The organism is Nocardioides limicola, from assembly GCF_016827675.1.
GTDB classification, from domain to species: domain Bacteria; phylum Actinomycetota; class Actinomycetes; order Propionibacteriales; family Nocardioidaceae; genus Nocardioides; species Nocardioides limicola.
Genome location: NZ_JAERJA010000003.1, coordinates 492,207 through 507,277, shown reverse-complemented (window position 1 = coordinate 507,277; position 15,071 = coordinate 492,207). Strand labels below are relative to the sequence as shown.

Genomic DNA, 15,071 nt, shown 5'->3' with positions numbered 1-15,071 from the left:
GGATTCTGACACCTGAGGGGCACCCTCACCCGCCAGGGCGCAGGACCGGTCCCCGAACCAGTGCCCGGCTGCGTCGGTGTCAGTGGTCGGGGTGTTGATCCCGCAGTACTTCACCGCCGCCACCATCGCGGCCGCCTCGACCAGAAGGGCCTCGGCCTGCTGGGTGCGCAGGAAGTCGAGCACCTCACCCGAGGTGTCGAGATCTTCGAGCTGCTCCGCCTTCATGAGAACAAGCCAACCAGCAGGCTCCGACATTTCCGGGCGACTGGGGGGCGTGGTCTCGATACACCGCCTCGTTCCTCGGCGGCACTCGACCACCGAACGGGGAGCACTCGACCACCGAACAGGGGTGTGGGTCGGCGGTCGAGTAGCGAGCGCCAGCGAGCGTATCGAGACCCCGGACGACTAGGGGGTGGCCTCGATACACCGCCTCGTTCCTCGGCGGCACTCGACCACCGAACGGGCGCGGCACTCGACCACCGAGCGGAGCGGCACTCGACCACCGAAACCGGGCAGCACTCGACCACCGAACAGGAGCCGACCTGACACAATGCCCGGGTGACTCTCCACGCCATCACCGTCCTGGGACACGACCGGCCCGGCATCATCGCCGAGACCACCGAGGCACTCGCCGGGTTGGGGCTCAACATCGAGGACTCGACGATGACCCTGCTCCGAGGGCACTTCGCGATGATGCTGATCTGTTCCGGTGAGGCGACCGGTGCCGCTGTGAGCGAGGCGCTGCGGCCACTGACCGGGGACGGTTCCCTCGACGTGTCCGTGCGCGAGGTCCCCGTCGAGGAGGCGAAGGCCACCGAGGGCACGTCCTGGGTGCTCACCGTGCACGGCGGCGACCGCCCCGGCATCGTCTCCACGATCACCGGCGTCGTGGCTTCGGCGGGCGGCAACATCACCGACCTCACCACCCGGCTGGCCGGCGACCTGTACCTGCTGATCGCCGAGGTCGACCTGCCCCGCGACGGCGACGTCGCTGCGATCCGCAGCACGGTGGCGGCCGCCGCTGACGGACTCGGCGTCCGGGTCACCTGGCACGAGGCCGAGGCCGACGAACTGTGACCGAAGCACAGCCCGCGGCACCCGACGGGATCAATGAACGCGTGCGGGCCTGGGTCGAGTTCGAGCTCGGGGTCACCGGCCGGATCTTGGAAGTGGTCACCGCACCCGCCGACGTGCTGGGCACCGACGGCGCCGAGGTCGACGCCACCGACCCCGAGATCGTCCAACTGGCTGCCGACCTGATTGCCACCATGCGCGTGTCGCCCGGGTGTGTGGGTCTGGCCGCCCAACAGGTCGGGGTGGCTGCTCGCGTCTTCTGCGTCGACGTCTCCGAGCACCCCAAGACGCGCGACCACCACGGCACCTTCGCGCTCTGCAACGCCGAAGTGGTGGACTCCTCGCGCAACGAGAAGGCCCGCGAGGGGTGCATGTCCGTACCGGACTTCACCGGGGACGTGAAGCGCCCCAGCCGGCTCGTCGTACGCGGCCAACTGCCGGGCACCGGGGAGACGGTCGTGCTCCGGGCCAACGCCTTCGAGGCCCGGGCGCTGCAGCACGAGATCGACCACACGCGTGGTTTCCTGTTCCTGGACCGGGTCGCCGGGGCGCACGCCATCCACCCCCGCAAGACCTACCTGTAGACCCGCCCCCGTATCCCAATTGGCAGAGGAAGTCGCCTTAAAAGCGACCCAGTGTCGGTTCGAGCCCGACCGGGGGCACCGTGACATGCTGACGCCCATGAGCTCGACCACGTCCCCGACCACCCTGTTTCCCCTCGACGACGTGGACCCGGGGAGTGCCAGACATGCCGTGGTGGCCGACGTCGACCTGGTGGTGATCCGCCCCCAGGACACGCCCGATCAGGTGGTGGCCCTCTTCGGTCGCTGTCAGCACCGAGGTGCCCTGCTCGCCGACGGGGACGTGCGCGGCGGACAACTCACCTGCGGTCTGCACGGCTCGACGTACCGGATCGACACCGGCCAGAACATCTTCCACCCCGGAGCCGATCTGGCCCGCTTCACCGCCGGGGTCACCGACGGACAGATCTGGGTCGACGAAGCCGAGGTCACCGCCTGGCGTGAGAAGCACCCGCAGAGGATCCGTCGGTCCGCCTACCAAGGCGCGTACGCCGATCCCAAGGGCACCGACGACGAACCCGCACGCAACGCCATCCACCGTCTCGCAGCCAGCGGCCTGGACCGGGTCGGCCACCACGGGCCGATGGCAGCGATGGGCGTGCCCGGCCCTAGCCTGCCCCGATGGGACGACCTCCAGTTCGTCACGGCCCAACTCGCCACCGCCCCGTTGCTCGACGACGAACCGGTCGCCACCGACGTGGTGATCGGCCCGGCCGCTGCCCGGCCGCTGCGGTTGCAGATCCCGCTGTTCGTCTCCGACATGAGCTTCGGTGCCCTCTCCGCGGAGGCCAAGACCGCCCTCGCCACCGGCGCGGAACTGGCCGGCACCGGGATCTGCTCCGGCGAGGGCGGCATGCTCCAGGCCGAGAAGGACGCCAACTCCCGCTACTTCTACGAGCTGGCCTCGGCACGGTTCGGCTTCGCCTGGGAGAAGGTCGCCGACTGCCAGGCACTCCACTTCAAGGGCGGACAGGCCGCCAAGACCGGCACCGGCGGTCACCTGCCCGGCCACAAGGTCACCGAGGAGATCGCCGCCGTCCGCGGCCTGGAGCCCGGCCAGGCAGCCGTCTCACCGGCGAGGTTCCCCGACCTGGTCTCCGTCGAGGACTTCCGCGAGGTGGCCGCCAAGGCGCGCGAGGTCACCGGCGGAGTGCCGATCGGCTTCAAGCTGTCCGCCCAGCACATCGAGGCCGACCTGGATGCCGCCCTCGCCATCGGGGTCGACTACGTGATCCTCGACGGCCGCGGCGGCGGCACCGGGGCCGCACCGGTGCTCTTCCGCGACCACATCTCGGTGCCCACCATCCCCGCTCTCGCCCGGGCGCGCGCCCACCTGGACCGGATCGGCGCCGACCACGTCAGCCTGGTGATCACCGGCGGCCTGCGCACCGCACCCGACTTCGCCAAGGCGCTGGCCCTGGGCGCCGACGCGGTCGCGGTCTCCAACGCCGCCATGCAGGCGATCGGCTGCCTCGCGATGCGCGCCTGCGAGACCGGACGCTGCCCGGTCGGCATCGCCACCCAGGATCCCGCGCTTCGCTCCCGGCTGCCCGTCGATGAGGCCGCGGAGCGGTTGGCCCGGTTCCTCACCTCCAGCGTGGAGCTGATGAGCGTGCTGGCCCGGGCCTGCGGACACCGCAGTCTCGGCGACTTCACCCGCGATGACCTGGTCACCTGGAAGCAGGAGATGGCCGCGCTCTCCGGCGTACGGTTCGCCGGCGTCGGGGCCCTCGACCGGCCCTAGTTCCGCGCGAGCCAGTCTCGCGCCAACTAGTCCTCCGCCAGCAACCCAGCCTGGAACGCCCACCGGGCCACCTCGACCCTGTTGCGGGTGTCGGTCTTGGCCATGATCGCGGCCAGATGCGTCTTCACGGTGGACGCCCCCAGGTGCAGGTCGGTAGCGATCTCGGCATTCGTTCTGCCGCTCGCGACGAGTCGGAGGACGGCGAGCTCGCGGTCGGTCAGTGGGGCCGCCGGGGTCGGGGGTGCCGTGCTCGCGAACCGGTCCAGCAGTCGCACCGTCACACTCGGATCGATCAGCGCATCACCGGCGGCTGCCGCCCGGACCGCTTGGGCGAGCAGGTCGGGGCCGGCGTCCTTGAGCAGGAAACCGCGGGCTCCGGCCGCCAGTGCGGCGTACACATGCTCGTCGCTGTCGAAGGTGGTGATCACGACCACGACGAGCGGGTCCGCGACCTGCGGTCCCGCCAGCCGCCGGGTCGCCTCCACGCCGTCCATGAGCGGCATCCGGATGTCCAGGAGGCACACATCGGGCCGCAGCCGCCGAGCCTCATCGACCGCGTCACGGCCGTTGCTGACCGCGGCCACCACCGCGATGTCGTCCTGGGCATCCAGCAGGGCGGCGAGGCCTGCCCTGACGATCTGCTGGTCGTCGGCCACCAGGACGCGGATCATCGGCCACCGTCCGGGATACGCGCGGTCACCGTCCAGCCGCCGTCGGGGTCAGGGCCCGCCTCGAGCCGGCCGCCCAGGTGCGCGACCCGCTCGGCCATCCCCGGTACGCCGAGCCCCGCCGGTGGGTCGGGGTCGCCGCCGACGCCGTCGTCATGGACCCGCAGCACATGCGTGTGGGCGACGTCGCGGCCCAGCTCGACCGTGATCTGCGAGGCGCCGACCGCATGACGCCGGGCATTGGCCACCGCCTCCTGGGCCACCCGGAACAGACCGGCGGCGACCGCCGGAGGCAACGGGGCCGCATCTCGGGCGACGGTGACGGTGACCCGCGGCGGACCGGCATCGGCGAGCGCGGCAAGTTCCTCCAGTCCCGGACTGGGGGAGAGGCCGGTGCGCAGCAGCCGGGTCATGGTGCGGATCTCATCCAAGGCCCGACGTGCCTCCGACTCGGTCTGTCTCAGCGCCTCCAGCGCCGCGGGCTCGGTGGATTGAAGTTGTCCCACCTGAGCGCGCACCGCCACCGCGGACAGGTGGTGCGCCACCGTGTCGTGCAGGTCACGGGCGATCCGCTCCCGCTCGAGCAGCCGGGCCTGCTCCAGATCGCGGGACCGTGCCGCGGCGCGCTGCCGAGCAAGCTCGCCCAGCACTGCCACCAGAGTCACCACGGTGGCGCCGCCGATGGCGTCGGCCAGGCCCCCGCGCTGGCTGATCACGGACACGGCGACCCCCACGGTCAGCAGCGCGCCGCCGATCAGGCACTGTCGGGCAGAACTCCATCGGAACAACGCGTACGGCACCACGATCGCGATCGCTGCGCTGGCCAGCGCGTCGGCCTCCAGGCCGCGACCCCACTGAGCCAGCCCCACCAGCGTCCCCGGCACCGTGACCACGGCGACGACCGTGACCGGGTGGCTGCGCCGCCACGGCAGGGCCACCATGGCGACCACGGCGACGGCGGCCATCACCAGCGGCCACTGAAGATCCCCGCGTAGCAGCACCTCGACCCCCACCGCCGCGACGCCGACCCCAGTGAGCACCCAGTCACGGCGCGCCCGAGGCGGCGCATCCACGGCGGCCGGCCGGTCCAGGAGCCTGTCCAGTGCACGCACGTCCATGATGCTAGTCACCGCCGCCGGAGGTGGCGCCGGATCACCAGCTCGGCGACAACGATGTTGATGACCCAGCCCAGGCCCATCGCCACCGTCCGCGTCCCCTCGGTCGTCGGCACCCCCGGCACCAGCAGTGGCAGATGGGTGAACGCCTGCGTGCCGGCCCCCATCGCCAGCGCGTAGGCCCGGATCATCCAGGCCGCATGGGTCGGCACGTCGCGTCGTCGGATGGCTCGGACAGCCAGCACCAGGAACGCGGCCATCGCCACGCCGACGGCGTACCGGATCAGGCTCAGTGCCTGGCCATCGAGGGGAGGCAGCTCGTAGCGGGCGGTCATCCACAGACCGGTACCGGCCACCAGCAGCCCGGCCGGCACCAGCAACCGCCCGGCGCGACGGTGCCACGACGTACGACGGAGGCCGGGCGCGAACTGGAAGGCGCCGAGGACCGCGTACACGGTCGCCGCAACGATGTGCAGCAGCACCGGCGCCGGTGCGGCCACGAACCGGGCGTTGTCGACCGTGACCTGCGGGTCGGTCATCAGTTCCGTGGCCCGGAAGGCGCCCGCGATCACGGGCACGGCGGCGAGGATCAGCAGACCGGTCACCACCGGCCAGGCCCGGCGACGACGGGTCAGGGTGTCTGGAGTCATGGGAGGAGCGTGCGCGCCGCGCGGCTCCGCCCACATCCGCCATCGGGTCGGAGTCGGGTGGCCGATCGGCTGGGGCGTCGACGTCGCGTGGGGGGCCCGAGATCGCTTGTCGATCCTCGGTATGCTGGCGGCACATTCGCAACTACGGCCTCCAGGAGAGACCATGCGCAGCAGCAACCCTGTCTTTGCCCGCACTGAGGGCTTCAACGGCCGCGCCATGGGCGCCAACCCCTACGCGAACCCGTACGGCCAGACCGACCCGTCCAGCTGGGGTACCGGTGGCCCGCAGGCGCCCTACGCGCCGCCGGCTCCGATGACGATCGATTCGGTGGTGCAGAAGTCGGCCATCGCGATCGGCCTGGTGATGATCACCGCCGTGGCCACCTGGGTGCTGACCCCCAGCATCCTCAGCCAGGAGGCGCTCGGCACCGTCTACATGCTGGCGATGCTCGGCGCTGGTGCCGCCTTCGTCCTGTCGTTGGTCAACTCCTTCAAGAAGGTCGTCAGCCCCGGGCTGGTGCTCGCCTTCTGTGCGGCCGAAGGCGTCGCGCTCGGTGCGATCAGCAAGGCGTTCGACGCCATGTTCGGTGACGCGATCGTGATGAACGCGGTGCTCGGCACCTTCGCCGCGTTCGCAGGCACCCTGTTCGCCTACAAGTTCTTCAACATCCAGGTCGGGCAGAAGTTCCGTACCTTCACCATCTCCGCGATGTTCGGCATGGTGGGTCTGGGCCTGCTCTCGCTGGTGCTGCGGATGTTCGGTGTCGAGACCGGCCTCTTCGGCCTCGGTGGCCTCGGCCTGATCACTGCCATCGTCGGTCTGGTGCTCGGTGTCTTCATGCTGATCCTCGACTTCGACTTCATCGAGCGCGGCGTCGCCGGCGGCATCGCGGAGCGCGAGTCGTGGCGGGCCGCCTTCGGCCTGACCGTCAGCCTGGTCTGGATCTACATCAACCTGCTCCGGATCCTGGCGATCTTCAGTCAGGACTGACACCCGATACCCCACGAGGCGCCGACCCGGGTCGGCGCCTCGTGCCATTTCGGGAGGCCCTGTGCCATGTCGGGACGCTCTCGGAGTCCGGTCCCCGGGCCGGCTCGTCCGGCGACGCCCGGGCCGGGTCTGTGAACGGTCAGTAGTCGCGCGGTGAGCAGGGGATCTCGAAGGAGACCAGGGTCGGGCCGCCTGGGGGGCTCTGGACCTCGACCTTGCCGCGCACCTCAACCACCCGGCGTACCACTCGAGTGAGGGTGGGGCCAGACACGTCCACGCCACCGATGCCGTCGTCGCCGACCCCCAGCCGGAGCCGCTCACCGTCGTGTTCGGCGCGGATCCAGGCCCGGGTGGCCTGGGCGTGGCGGACGGTGTTGTCCAGGCATTGCGCGACGCTGAGATAGACGGCTGACTCGACGGCCGGGGGGAGCGGGGGCAGTACGACGGCCGCCACCACCGGGATCGGCTTGGACCGGGCCAGACCGGAGAGGGCGACCTCGAGGCCGGCTGCCAGGATCGGAGCCCGCGCGTTCCCGGTCAGCGATGCCAGGGCCTCCTGGGTGGCTGCGGCGCCCTCCTGAGCGCGTTGCAGCACCAGGTGCGGCTCGGGAGGCGGTTCCGCGTCGAGCGGGGCGGGGTCGGCGGGCGGGGCCGTCCCGGCCTTGATCGGCTCGGTTGCCTGCTCGGCGGCGGTTTGGTGGGCAGCGCCGGGCTCGTCGAGTGGGGGCGCCGCCGCGGGGACCGGCGGTGCCTGGCCGGCGGTCAGCGCGCCGAACTGGGGTTCGGCGAGGTCGCCGTCGAGTGACTCCTGCTCGGAGGCGACCCGGTCGGGGATCTGGAGCGTGTCGGGTCGACGCAGCACCCGCAGGAAGTAGCCCAGGGTGAGCAGCAACAGCCCGACCACCAGGAGGAACGGCCACCACTCGGCCAGCGCCTCGGTGACGGCGGACTGAGCGGGAGTGAGAGCAGGCGCAACCATGAGGCGCTCAGTATCTCAGGTCCGTGACGCCGGGCAGGGTTGGCAGCCGACCCGAGCCAAGGCCCAAGTCGGCGCGGATGGGGCCCAACTCGGCGCGGATGGGGCCCAAGTCGGCGCGGATGGGGCCCAAGTCGGCGCGGATGGGGCCCAAGTCGGCGCGGATAGGGCCCAAGTCGATCAGGTGGCGGGTTCTGGGTCGGTGCCTGCGTCGGTGTGCGCGTCGGTGTCGGCCTCGGCGGTCTCGGCGGTCTCTTCGGTTTCTTCGGGGGCCGGGGTCTCTGCGGTCCCGGCGGGCTGACGACGGCGGTGCCTGAGCATCGCCCAACGGCCCTTGACACCACGGAGCATGCCGGCGAGCTCGGTGCCGCCGACCTCGGTGCCGGGCGTCCGGGCGGCTTCGACCGCGGCGTCGGAGATCGGCAGCACGCCCTCACCCCGGAAGGCCTCCGGCTCGGCCTCGGCCTCCGGAATCAACCCCAGCGTGGCGAGAGCGGACGGCACCATCACGGCCGCCATCTGGGCGTACCCCTCGGCGGAGGGGTGGAACTGGTCCGGCCCGAAGAGCACCGCGGGAGCGGCGTCGAACTCCGGCCCCAGGATCGAGCCCAGCGACACCGAACGGCCACCGCTCTCGACCACGGCGATGGTCTGGGCGGCCGCCAGCCGGCGCGACCAGGTGCGGGCGACCTGCTTCAGCGGCGGCGCGATCGGCCGGATCGTGCCCAGGTCAGGGCAGGTGCCGACCAGCACCTTGGTGCCTGCCTCGATGAAGCGGCGCACCGCCTCGGACAGATGGCGCACCGACTGGGACGGCAACACGGTGTGGGTGACGTCGTTGGCGCCGATCAGGATCACGGCGAGATCGGGCTCGATCGGCAACGCTGCGTCCACCTGTGTGTGCAGGTGGCTGGACTGGGCGCCGACCACCGCGAACTCGCGCAGGTACACCCGTCGGTCGGCGCGTTCGGCGATCCCGGAGGCCAGGTAGGCCCCCGGCGTCTCCTCGACCCGGTCGACGCCGTAGCCGGCCGCCGAGGAGTCACCGAGCAGCGCGACCTTGATCGCCGGACCGGGCCGGCGGCGGCCGTACCAGCCGGTGGCGTCCGGCGGCGGGTGATCGTGGGGCCCGCCGATGGTGCGTCGGGCCAGCTTCGCCTCGGTGACCAGAACGCCGTACAGACCGGCTCCGAGCAGGGACAGACCGCCCCCGCCGTACGCCGCGGCCGAGGCCAACTTCCGTGCTGCTGCTGCCTTCCCCACGGCGCCCACCTTACAAAGGGCACGCGGTCACCGTGGCGACCGGTGCGCAAAGGGGCGCGATGGGGGCATCCTGCGTAGGCTGGGTGGCGTGGAGTATGCGAACTCGGTGTTGGACCTGATCGGCCACACCCCCCTGGTGAAGTTGGACCGCTGCCTGGACGGAGTGACCGGGCCGCTGGTGCTGGCCAAGGTCGAGTACCTGAACCCCGGCGGGTCGGTCAAGGATCGGATCGCGGCCCGGATGATCGACGCCGCCGAGGCGTCCGGAGAGCTCGTCCCGGGTGGGGTGATCGTGGAGCCGACCTCCGGCAACACCGGCGTGGGTCTGGCGATGGTCGCTCAGCAGCGCGGCTACGAGTGCATCTTCGTGTGCCCCGACAAGGTCAGCGAGGACAAGCGCAACGTGCTCAAGGCCTACGGAGCCGACGTGGTGGTCTGCCCGACCGCGGTGGCGCCCGAGCACCCCGACTCCTACTACAACGTCTCCGACCGACTGGTCCGGGAGACTCCGAAGGCCTGGAAGCCCGACCAGTACTCGAACCCGAACAACCCGCGCTCCCATTACGAGACCACCGGGCCGGAGATCTGGCAGCAGACCGACGGCGCCATCACCCACTTCGTCACTGGGATGGGCACCGGCGGCACCATCACCGGTGTCGGTCGCTACCTCAAGGAGCAGAATCCGGCCATCAAGGTGATCGGAGCCGACCCGGCCGGCTCGGTCTACTCCGGTGGGACCGGCCGGCCCTACCTCGTCGAAGGCGTGGGCGAGGACTTCTGGCCCGAGACCTACGACCGCGACATCGCCGACCGGGTGATCGAGGTCAGCGACGCCGACTCGTTCTCGTTCACCCGCCGGATGGCCCGCGAGGAAGCCCTGCTGGTCGGTGGCTCCGCCGGGATGGCGGCCTTCGCCGCCGCGCAACTCGCCCGCGAGCTCGACGGGACCCCGGAGGGCGAGAACGCGGTGATCGTGGTGCTGTTGCCGGACTCGGGGCGCGGTTACCTGACCAAGGTGTTCAACGACGAGTGGCTGGGGCAGTACGGGTTCCTGGCACCGGCGCCGGGCCGCACCGTCGGCGAGGTGCTGCGCGGCAAGTCCGGCCAACTGCCCGACCTGGTGCACACCCACCCCACCGAGACGGTCGCCGAGGCGATCGCCATCCTGCGCGAGTACGGCGTCTCCCAGATGCCGGTGGTGCGCGCGGAGCCGCCGATCGTGGCCGCCGAGGTCGCCGGCTCGGTCTCCGAGCGGCATCTGTTGGACATTCTGTTCTCCGGCGACGCCAAGCTCACCGACCAGGTGGAGAAGCACATGTCCCCGGCGCTGCCGACGATCGGCGCGTCCGCGGCCGCCACCGACGCCGTCACCCTGCTGGGGACCGCCGATGCCGCACTGGTGCACGAGGACGGCAAGCCCGTCGGTGTGCTCACCCGGCAGGACCTGTTGGGGTTCCTCGCCGGCTCGTGATCACGTCGTACCGCACCATCGCCGTCGACGGGCAGGCCGAGATCGTCGAGAAGCGCTCCCGGTTCCTGTGCACCCTGGTGCGGGTCGAGGAGGAGCAGCAGGCCCGGGCGGTCGTGGATCGGCTGCGGCGTGAGCACTGGGACGCCCGGCACACCTGCTCGGCGTTCGTGATCGGACCCCGGGCGGCCGTGCAGCGATCCAGCGACGACGGGGAACCGGCCGGCACTGCCGGTGCGCCGATGCTGGAGGTGCTGCGCGGGCGTGAGGTCTCCGATGTGGTCGCCGTGGTCACCCGCTGGTTCGGTGGGGTGCTGCTCGGTGCGGGTGGGCTGGTCCGTGCCTATGGCGACGCGGTGCGGGCGGGTCTGGACACCGTCGGCACGCTCACCCGGGAACTGGTCACCGAGCACGACCTCCTCGTCGGGCATGCCGATGCCGGGCGTCTGGAGTCGGCGCTTCGGCAGCGCGGCATCCAGGTGCTGGGCAAGGAGTACGCCGACCAGGTACGGGTGCGCATCGGGGTCCCGGCCGCGTCGAGGACGGGGTTGGACGCGCTGATCGCCGAACTCAGCGGCGGTGCGGTCACGCCGACGGTGGTGGGGGAGTCCTGGGTGGACCTTCGCTGAGCCTGTAGGGGGCGTGTGATCAGGTCAGGGCATCGGGATCCGAGGGATTGAGTCGCGCCCGTTCTCGCTCCTGATAGATCGCCGACTCGGCCGCGCCGCGCAGGTTGGCGGCTCTGCCCTCCGCAGTGAGGGTGTTCGCGTCCTCGGGGGCGAGATCGCCGGTGCGGATGTCGATCTGCTCGCTGATGTAGCGCAGCGTGGTTGCGGTCACCGCCGCGAAGGGAACCGCCAGGAAGGCGCCGATGACGCCGAAGAGGGTGGCGCCCGCGGCCACCGCGAGCAGGATCAGCCCCGCGTGCAGCTGCATCGACTTGCCCTGCAGGTACGGCTGCAGCAGGTTGCTCTCCAACTGCTGGACCACCACGATTACACCCGCCACCGCCAGAGCGGTGACCCAGCCGTTGGAGACCAGCGCCACGAGGACCGCGAGAATGCCCACGGTGAAGGCACCGACGATCGGCACGAAGCCGCCGAAGAAGGTGAGGATCGCCAGCGCGAACGCCAACGGCACCTGCAGGATCACCAGACCGAGACCGATGAAGATCGCGTCCACGGCGCTGACGATGGCCTGGGTGCGGATGAAGCCGCTCAAGGTGACCCAGCCTCGGGTGCACACCTCGGTCAGATGACGGCCCGCCTTGCGGCCGGAGACACGGCGTACCCACTCCAGGAAGTAGTGCCCGTCCTTGAGGAAGAAGAAGGTCAGCACCAGCACCAGCACCAGGGTGACCATCGCGGAGGTGACCGCGCCGACGGTGGTGAAGACGCCGCTCGCGATCTGGGTCGAACTGCCCTGCAGCCACTTGACCACCTCGTCGGTGGCCTCACGGACCTGCTCGCTCTGTAGGTTGATCGGCGGCCCCTGGAGCCAGCGCTGCAACTCCCGGATGCCATCGGCGGCCTGATCGACCAGCGTCGCCGACTGGCGCACCACCGACGGGGCGATCGCGGTGAAGATGCCGCCGATGATCGCGAACGGCACCAACAGTCCGACCAGCGCCGCCAGCGACGAGGGCACGTTGTGGCGACGCAGCCAGGAGACGGGGCCGTAGAGCACCGTGGTGACGATCAGCGCCAACAGCACCGGCAGCACGCCGACCCAGATCTTGGCCAGCAGCCACAACAGCGCGACCACGGCGATGCTGATCAGGATCAGCCGGAGCGACCACCGGGCCGCGGTCTGCAGCCACGCGTCGATCACGATGCTGCGGTCCACACCCCGGTTGGTGAGACCGGAGTTGACCGGCGCGACCACCGGGGACTCGACGGCCGGCGTGCTGTCCGCCCGGTCGGAGTCGGGTACGTCGGGCTGCGTGCTGGACTCGTGCTCCGACTCGACCGCCGGGGTCTCCTCGCTCGTCATGGCGACAATCTAGGGGATGGGCCCTGAAACGCGGCGGCAGGACGCCCGCTGGTGACGCCCGCATTGCCGGCCGGGTCCTAGAGTCGGCCGTGTGGAGATCCTCGGCCTCGCCCTCGACGAACTGCGACGGACCCGCACCAGCATCAAGTGGCACGCCTACCCGGCCGACGTGCTGCCGGTCTGGGTGGCGGAGATGGATGCCCGACCGTGCCCGGACGTGGTGTCGGCGGTGACCGCTGCGGTGACCCGCGGGGACACCGGGTACGCCGACGTGCGCGGCTTCGCCGAGGCGTTCGCCGACTTCGCGGCGCGTCGCTGGGCGTGGCAGCCGGACCCGGCCACGGTGCTGAGCGTGCCCGACGTGATGATCGGCGCCGCCGAACTGATCCGCGTGCTCACCCCGCCCGAGGGTGCCGTCGTGCTCAGCCCGCCGTGCTACGACGCGTTCCACGGATTCGTGGACGCGGTCGGCCGACGTCCGGTGCACGCGCCGCTGACCGCGGATCACCGTCTCGACCCCGACGCCCTCGCCCGCGCCTTCGCCGACGCCGGGCCGGGGTCGGTGTACCTGCTGTGCAACCCGCAGAACCCGACCGGCACCGTGCACACCGCCGCGGAGCTGGTGGGGCTCGCCGAGTTGGCCGACGCCCACGGGGTGCAGGTGATCTCCGATGAGATCCACGCCCCGCTGGTCCGGCCCGGGGTGACGTTCACGCCGTACCTGACCTTGCCCGAGGCGGCCGGTGGCATCAGCCTGGTCAGTGCGTCGAAGGCCTGGAACCTGGCCGGCCTCAAGGCCGCGCTGGCCGTCCCCGGCCCCGCCTGCACGCTGCTCAGCCAGGTCCATCCGACGATCACCCACGGGGCCAACCACATCGCGGTGCAGGCGCAGCAGGCCGCCTTCGCGCACGGCGAGGCGTGGCTGGACCAGCTGCTCGGTGAGATCGACGACCGTCGGGCCCTCTTCGGGCAGTTGCTCGCCACGCACCTGCCCGGGGTCCGGATGGCTCCCGCCGAGGCGACCTATCTGGCCTGGCTGGACTGCGCCGCCCTCGACCTGGCCGACCCGGCCGCAGCCTTCCTGGCCCGGGGGCGGGTCGCGGTCACCGGCGGCCAGCGCTACGCCCCCGACGCCGGACAGTGGGTGCGTGTCAACCTGGCCACCTCAGCCGAGGTGCTCACCGAGGCGGTACGCCGGATGGCGGCCGCCGTCGACTGAGGACTACGCGTCAGCCGGCACCGGCACCCCGGTGGCGGCGTGACACCGGTAGCCGTGCGGCACCTTGTGCAGATACTGCTGGTGGTGCGGTTCGGCATAGAAGTAGTCGCCGGCCGGGGCGATCTCGGTGGTGATCGGGCCATGACCGCGCTCGGTCAGCACCGGCTGGTACGCCGCGGCGATCCGCCGGGCGGTGGCCTCCTGGGCCGCGTCGGTGACGTAGATCGCGGACCGGTACTGGGTGCCGGTGTCGTTGCCCTGCCGCATCCCCTGGGTCGGGTCGTGCACCTCGAAGAAGGTGCGCACCAGCGTGTCGAAGGAGACCACGTCGGGGTCGTAGACGACCCGGACCGCCTCGGTGTGCCCGGTGCGGCCACTGCACACCTCCTCGTACGTCGGGTGTGGGGTGTGGCCGCCGGCGTATCCGACCGAGGTGGACCAGACGCCCGGCAGTTGCCAGAAGATCTCCTCAGCGCCCCAGAAGCAGCCGAGGCCGAAGACCGCCACCGCCATCGAGTCGGGCACCTCGTCGGTCACCAGTGGCGCATCGAGCACCGCGTGCCGCTCCGGCAGCTCGAAGGGCGGCGCGTCCCGTCCGGGCAGGGCCTGGCTCGGATCGACCACTTCGGTCATCTTGACGAAGAACATTGACGACACCTCCGGGCTCCATTCTGCCCGGCCGCGCAACCCCGGGGAGTGGCCGCCTTTCGGGCTGCCGGTTCGACGCGACGGGGTCCGGCGCGGAATACTCACGGACGCCATGGAGATCTTCTGCAGCACCCGACGTCTGGTCCTTCGCCGGTTCACCGCCGGTGATGCCGACCTGCTCGTCGAGCTCGACAGCGACCCCGAGGTGATGCGGTTCCTGACCCACGGTCGGCCCACCGCGAGGGCCGAGATCGAGAAGATCATCCTGCCGCGGTTCCTGGAGTACTACACGCTCTTCGACGGGTACGGACACTGGGCGGCGCTGGAGAAGGAGACCGGCGACTTCATCGGCTGGGTCAGCATGCGGCCCCGCGACGGAGACCCCAGTGACGAGCCCGAGCTCGGCTACCGGCTCCGACGCGACGCCTGGGGGCAGGGCTACGCCACCGAGGCGGCGCAGGTGCTGGTCGACAAGGCGTTCGCCGAGTCCGGTGCCCGACGCGTGTTCGCCGAGACGATGGCCGTCAACGCCGCCTCGCGACGAGTGCTGGAGAAGGTCGGGCTGCGCTACGCGCGCACCTTCCACCGGGAGTTCGAGGATCCCATCCCCGGCACCGAGAGCGGTGAGGTCGAGTACGAGCTGCTGCGCGCCGACTGGGAGCAGCAGCGGCGCAACCGCTGA

Annotated in this window: 16 protein-coding genes and 1 tRNA gene; 9 read left to right on the top strand and 8 right to left on the bottom strand. The window is 71.1% G+C overall.

Annotated features, from left to right (window positions below; translation table 11 throughout):
• Nucleotides 1-225, bottom strand: a 225-nt coding sequence (locus tag JKG67_RS09485; protein ID WP_203337031.1) for a hypothetical protein, incomplete at its 3' end; no start/stop codon positions are given.
• Between the two features lie 333 nt (nucleotides 226-558).
• Between JKG67_RS09485 and JKG67_RS09480 the strand changes: the two genes are divergently transcribed.
• The 4 genes from JKG67_RS09480 (at nucleotide 559) to JKG67_RS09465 (ending at nucleotide 3,399) form a co-directional block, all read left to right on the top strand.
• Nucleotides 559-1,077: a glycine cleavage system transcriptional repressor gene (locus JKG67_RS09480; protein WP_203337030.1), complete on the top strand. Its 519-nt coding sequence runs from the start codon at nucleotides 559-561 to the stop codon at nucleotides 1,075-1,077.
• Entirely contained in the window at nucleotides 1,074-1,658 is a 585-nt protein-coding gene (def, locus tag JKG67_RS09475) for a peptide deformylase (protein WP_307816493.1), read from the top strand. The genes JKG67_RS09480 and def overlap by 4 nt, the downstream gene beginning before the upstream one ends.
• 4 nt (nucleotides 1,659-1,662) lie before the next feature.
• Nucleotides 1,663-1,736, top strand: a tRNA-Leu gene (locus tag JKG67_RS09470).
• 19 nt (nucleotides 1,737-1,755) lie between these two features.
• Nucleotides 1,756-3,399 (top strand): glutamate synthase-related protein, encoded by a 1,644-nt coding sequence (locus tag JKG67_RS09465; RefSeq protein ID WP_203337029.1) that lies wholly within the window; start codon nucleotides 1,756-1,758, stop codon nucleotides 3,397-3,399.
• Nucleotides 3,400-3,425: 26 nt separating this feature from the next.
• Here the strand turns inward: JKG67_RS09465 and JKG67_RS09460 are convergent, their stop codons facing one another.
• The 3 genes from JKG67_RS09460 to JKG67_RS09450 are packed head-to-tail and all read right to left on the bottom strand — an operon-like array spanning nucleotide 3,426 to nucleotide 5,832.
• Nucleotides 3,426-4,070 carry a response regulator transcription factor gene (locus tag JKG67_RS09460; RefSeq protein WP_203337028.1) on the bottom strand — a complete coding sequence of 215 codons (645 nt, stop codon included), beginning with the start codon at nucleotides 4,068-4,070 and terminating at the stop codon, nucleotides 3,426-3,428.
• Entirely contained in the window at nucleotides 4,067-5,179 is a 1,113-nt protein-coding gene (locus JKG67_RS09455) for a sensor histidine kinase (RefSeq protein WP_203337027.1), read from the bottom strand. Before JKG67_RS09455 ends, JKG67_RS09460 begins: the two co-directional genes overlap by 4 nt.
• 14 nt (nucleotides 5,180-5,193) lie before the next feature.
• Nucleotides 5,194-5,832 (bottom strand): DUF2306 domain-containing protein, encoded by a 639-nt coding sequence (locus JKG67_RS09450; protein ID WP_203337026.1) that lies wholly within the window; start codon nucleotides 5,830-5,832, stop codon nucleotides 5,194-5,196.
• Nucleotides 5,833-5,995: 163 nt separating this feature from the next.
• Between JKG67_RS09450 and JKG67_RS09445 the strand changes: the two genes are divergently transcribed.
• Nucleotides 5,996-6,823 carry a Bax inhibitor-1/YccA family protein gene (locus JKG67_RS09445; protein ID WP_203337025.1) on the top strand — a complete coding sequence of 276 codons (828 nt, stop codon included), beginning with the start codon at nucleotides 5,996-5,998 and terminating at the stop codon, nucleotides 6,821-6,823.
• 139 nt (nucleotides 6,824-6,962) lie between these two features.
• On the opposite strand, the gene JKG67_RS09440 is transcribed toward JKG67_RS09445, so the two are convergent.
• Both JKG67_RS09440 and JKG67_RS09435 read right to left on the bottom strand, forming a co-directional pair.
• Nucleotides 6,963-7,802 carry a sensor histidine kinase gene (locus tag JKG67_RS09440; protein ID WP_203337024.1) on the bottom strand — a complete coding sequence of 280 codons (840 nt, stop codon included), beginning with the start codon at nucleotides 7,800-7,802 and terminating at the stop codon, nucleotides 6,963-6,965.
• A gap of 177 nt (nucleotides 7,803-7,979) precedes the next feature.
• Entirely contained in the window at nucleotides 7,980-9,062 is a 1,083-nt protein-coding gene (locus tag JKG67_RS09435) for an SGNH/GDSL hydrolase family protein (protein ID WP_203337023.1), read from the bottom strand.
• 88 nt (nucleotides 9,063-9,150) lie between these two features.
• Here JKG67_RS09435 and JKG67_RS09430 point away from each other — a divergent pair, with 88 nt between their 5' ends.
• Together JKG67_RS09430 and JKG67_RS09425 are read left to right on the top strand one after the other, a co-directional pair.
• The gene (locus JKG67_RS09430; RefSeq protein ID WP_203337022.1) at nucleotides 9,151-10,533 is read left to right on the top strand and encodes a cystathionine beta-synthase; all 1,383 of its coding nucleotides are present in this window, start codon (nucleotides 9,151-9,153) and stop codon (nucleotides 10,531-10,533) included.
• The gene (locus tag JKG67_RS09425) at nucleotides 10,530-11,159 is read left to right on the top strand and encodes a YigZ family protein (RefSeq protein ID WP_203337021.1); all 630 of its coding nucleotides are present in this window, start codon (nucleotides 10,530-10,532) and stop codon (nucleotides 11,157-11,159) included. The genes JKG67_RS09430 and JKG67_RS09425 overlap by 4 nt, the downstream gene beginning before the upstream one ends.
• A 19-nt stretch (nucleotides 11,160-11,178) precedes the next feature.
• On the opposite strand, the gene JKG67_RS09420 is transcribed toward JKG67_RS09425, so the two are convergent.
• Nucleotides 11,179-12,522, bottom strand: coding sequence for an AI-2E family transporter (locus JKG67_RS09420; RefSeq protein ID WP_203337020.1), 1,344 nt, complete (start codon nucleotides 12,520-12,522; stop codon nucleotides 11,179-11,181).
• A gap of 91 nt (nucleotides 12,523-12,613) precedes the next feature.
• Here JKG67_RS09420 and JKG67_RS09415 point away from each other — a divergent pair, with 91 nt between their 5' ends.
• Nucleotides 12,614-13,741 (top strand): MalY/PatB family protein, encoded by a 1,128-nt coding sequence (locus tag JKG67_RS09415; RefSeq protein WP_307816492.1) that lies wholly within the window; start codon nucleotides 12,614-12,616, stop codon nucleotides 13,739-13,741.
• A gap of 3 nt (nucleotides 13,742-13,744) precedes the next feature.
• Here JKG67_RS09415 and msrA read toward each other — a convergent pair whose 3' ends face one another.
• On the bottom strand, nucleotides 13,745-14,389 hold the full coding sequence (gene msrA, locus JKG67_RS09410; RefSeq protein ID WP_203337019.1) for a peptide-methionine (S)-S-oxide reductase MsrA: 645 nt from the start codon (nucleotides 14,387-14,389) through the stop codon (nucleotides 13,745-13,747).
• Nucleotides 14,390-14,501: 112 nt separating this feature from the next.
• On the opposite strand from msrA, the gene JKG67_RS09405 reads away from it, so the two are divergent.
• Nucleotides 14,502-15,071 (top strand): GNAT family N-acetyltransferase, encoded by a 570-nt coding sequence (locus JKG67_RS09405; RefSeq protein WP_203337018.1) that lies wholly within the window; start codon nucleotides 14,502-14,504, stop codon nucleotides 15,069-15,071.

Coding starts and splice junctions, on each gene's coding strand:
- JKG67_RS09445 (WP_203337025.1), top strand. CDS start 5,996: ATGCGCAGCAGCAACCCTGTCTTTGCCCGCACTGAGGGCTTCAACGGC.
- JKG67_RS09460 (WP_203337028.1), bottom strand. CDS start 4,070: ATGATCCGCGTCCTGGTGGCCGACGACCAGCAGATCGTCAGGGCAGGC.
- JKG67_RS09440 (WP_203337024.1), bottom strand. CDS start 7,802: ATGGTTGCGCCTGCTCTCACTCCCGCTCAGTCCGCCGTCACCGAGGCG.
- msrA (WP_203337019.1), bottom strand. CDS start 14,389: ATGTTCTTCGTCAAGATGACCGAAGTGGTCGATCCGAGCCAGGCCCTG.
- JKG67_RS09450 (WP_203337026.1), bottom strand. CDS start 5,832: ATGACTCCAGACACCCTGACCCGTCGTCGCCGGGCCTGGCCGGTGGTG.
- JKG67_RS09420 (WP_203337020.1), bottom strand. CDS start 12,522: ATGACGAGCGAGGAGACCCCGGCGGTCGAGTCGGAGCACGAGTCCAGC.
- JKG67_RS09405 (WP_203337018.1), top strand. CDS start 14,502: ATGGAGATCTTCTGCAGCACCCGACGTCTGGTCCTTCGCCGGTTCACC.
- JKG67_RS09465 (WP_203337029.1), top strand. CDS start 1,756: ATGAGCTCGACCACGTCCCCGACCACCCTGTTTCCCCTCGACGACGTG.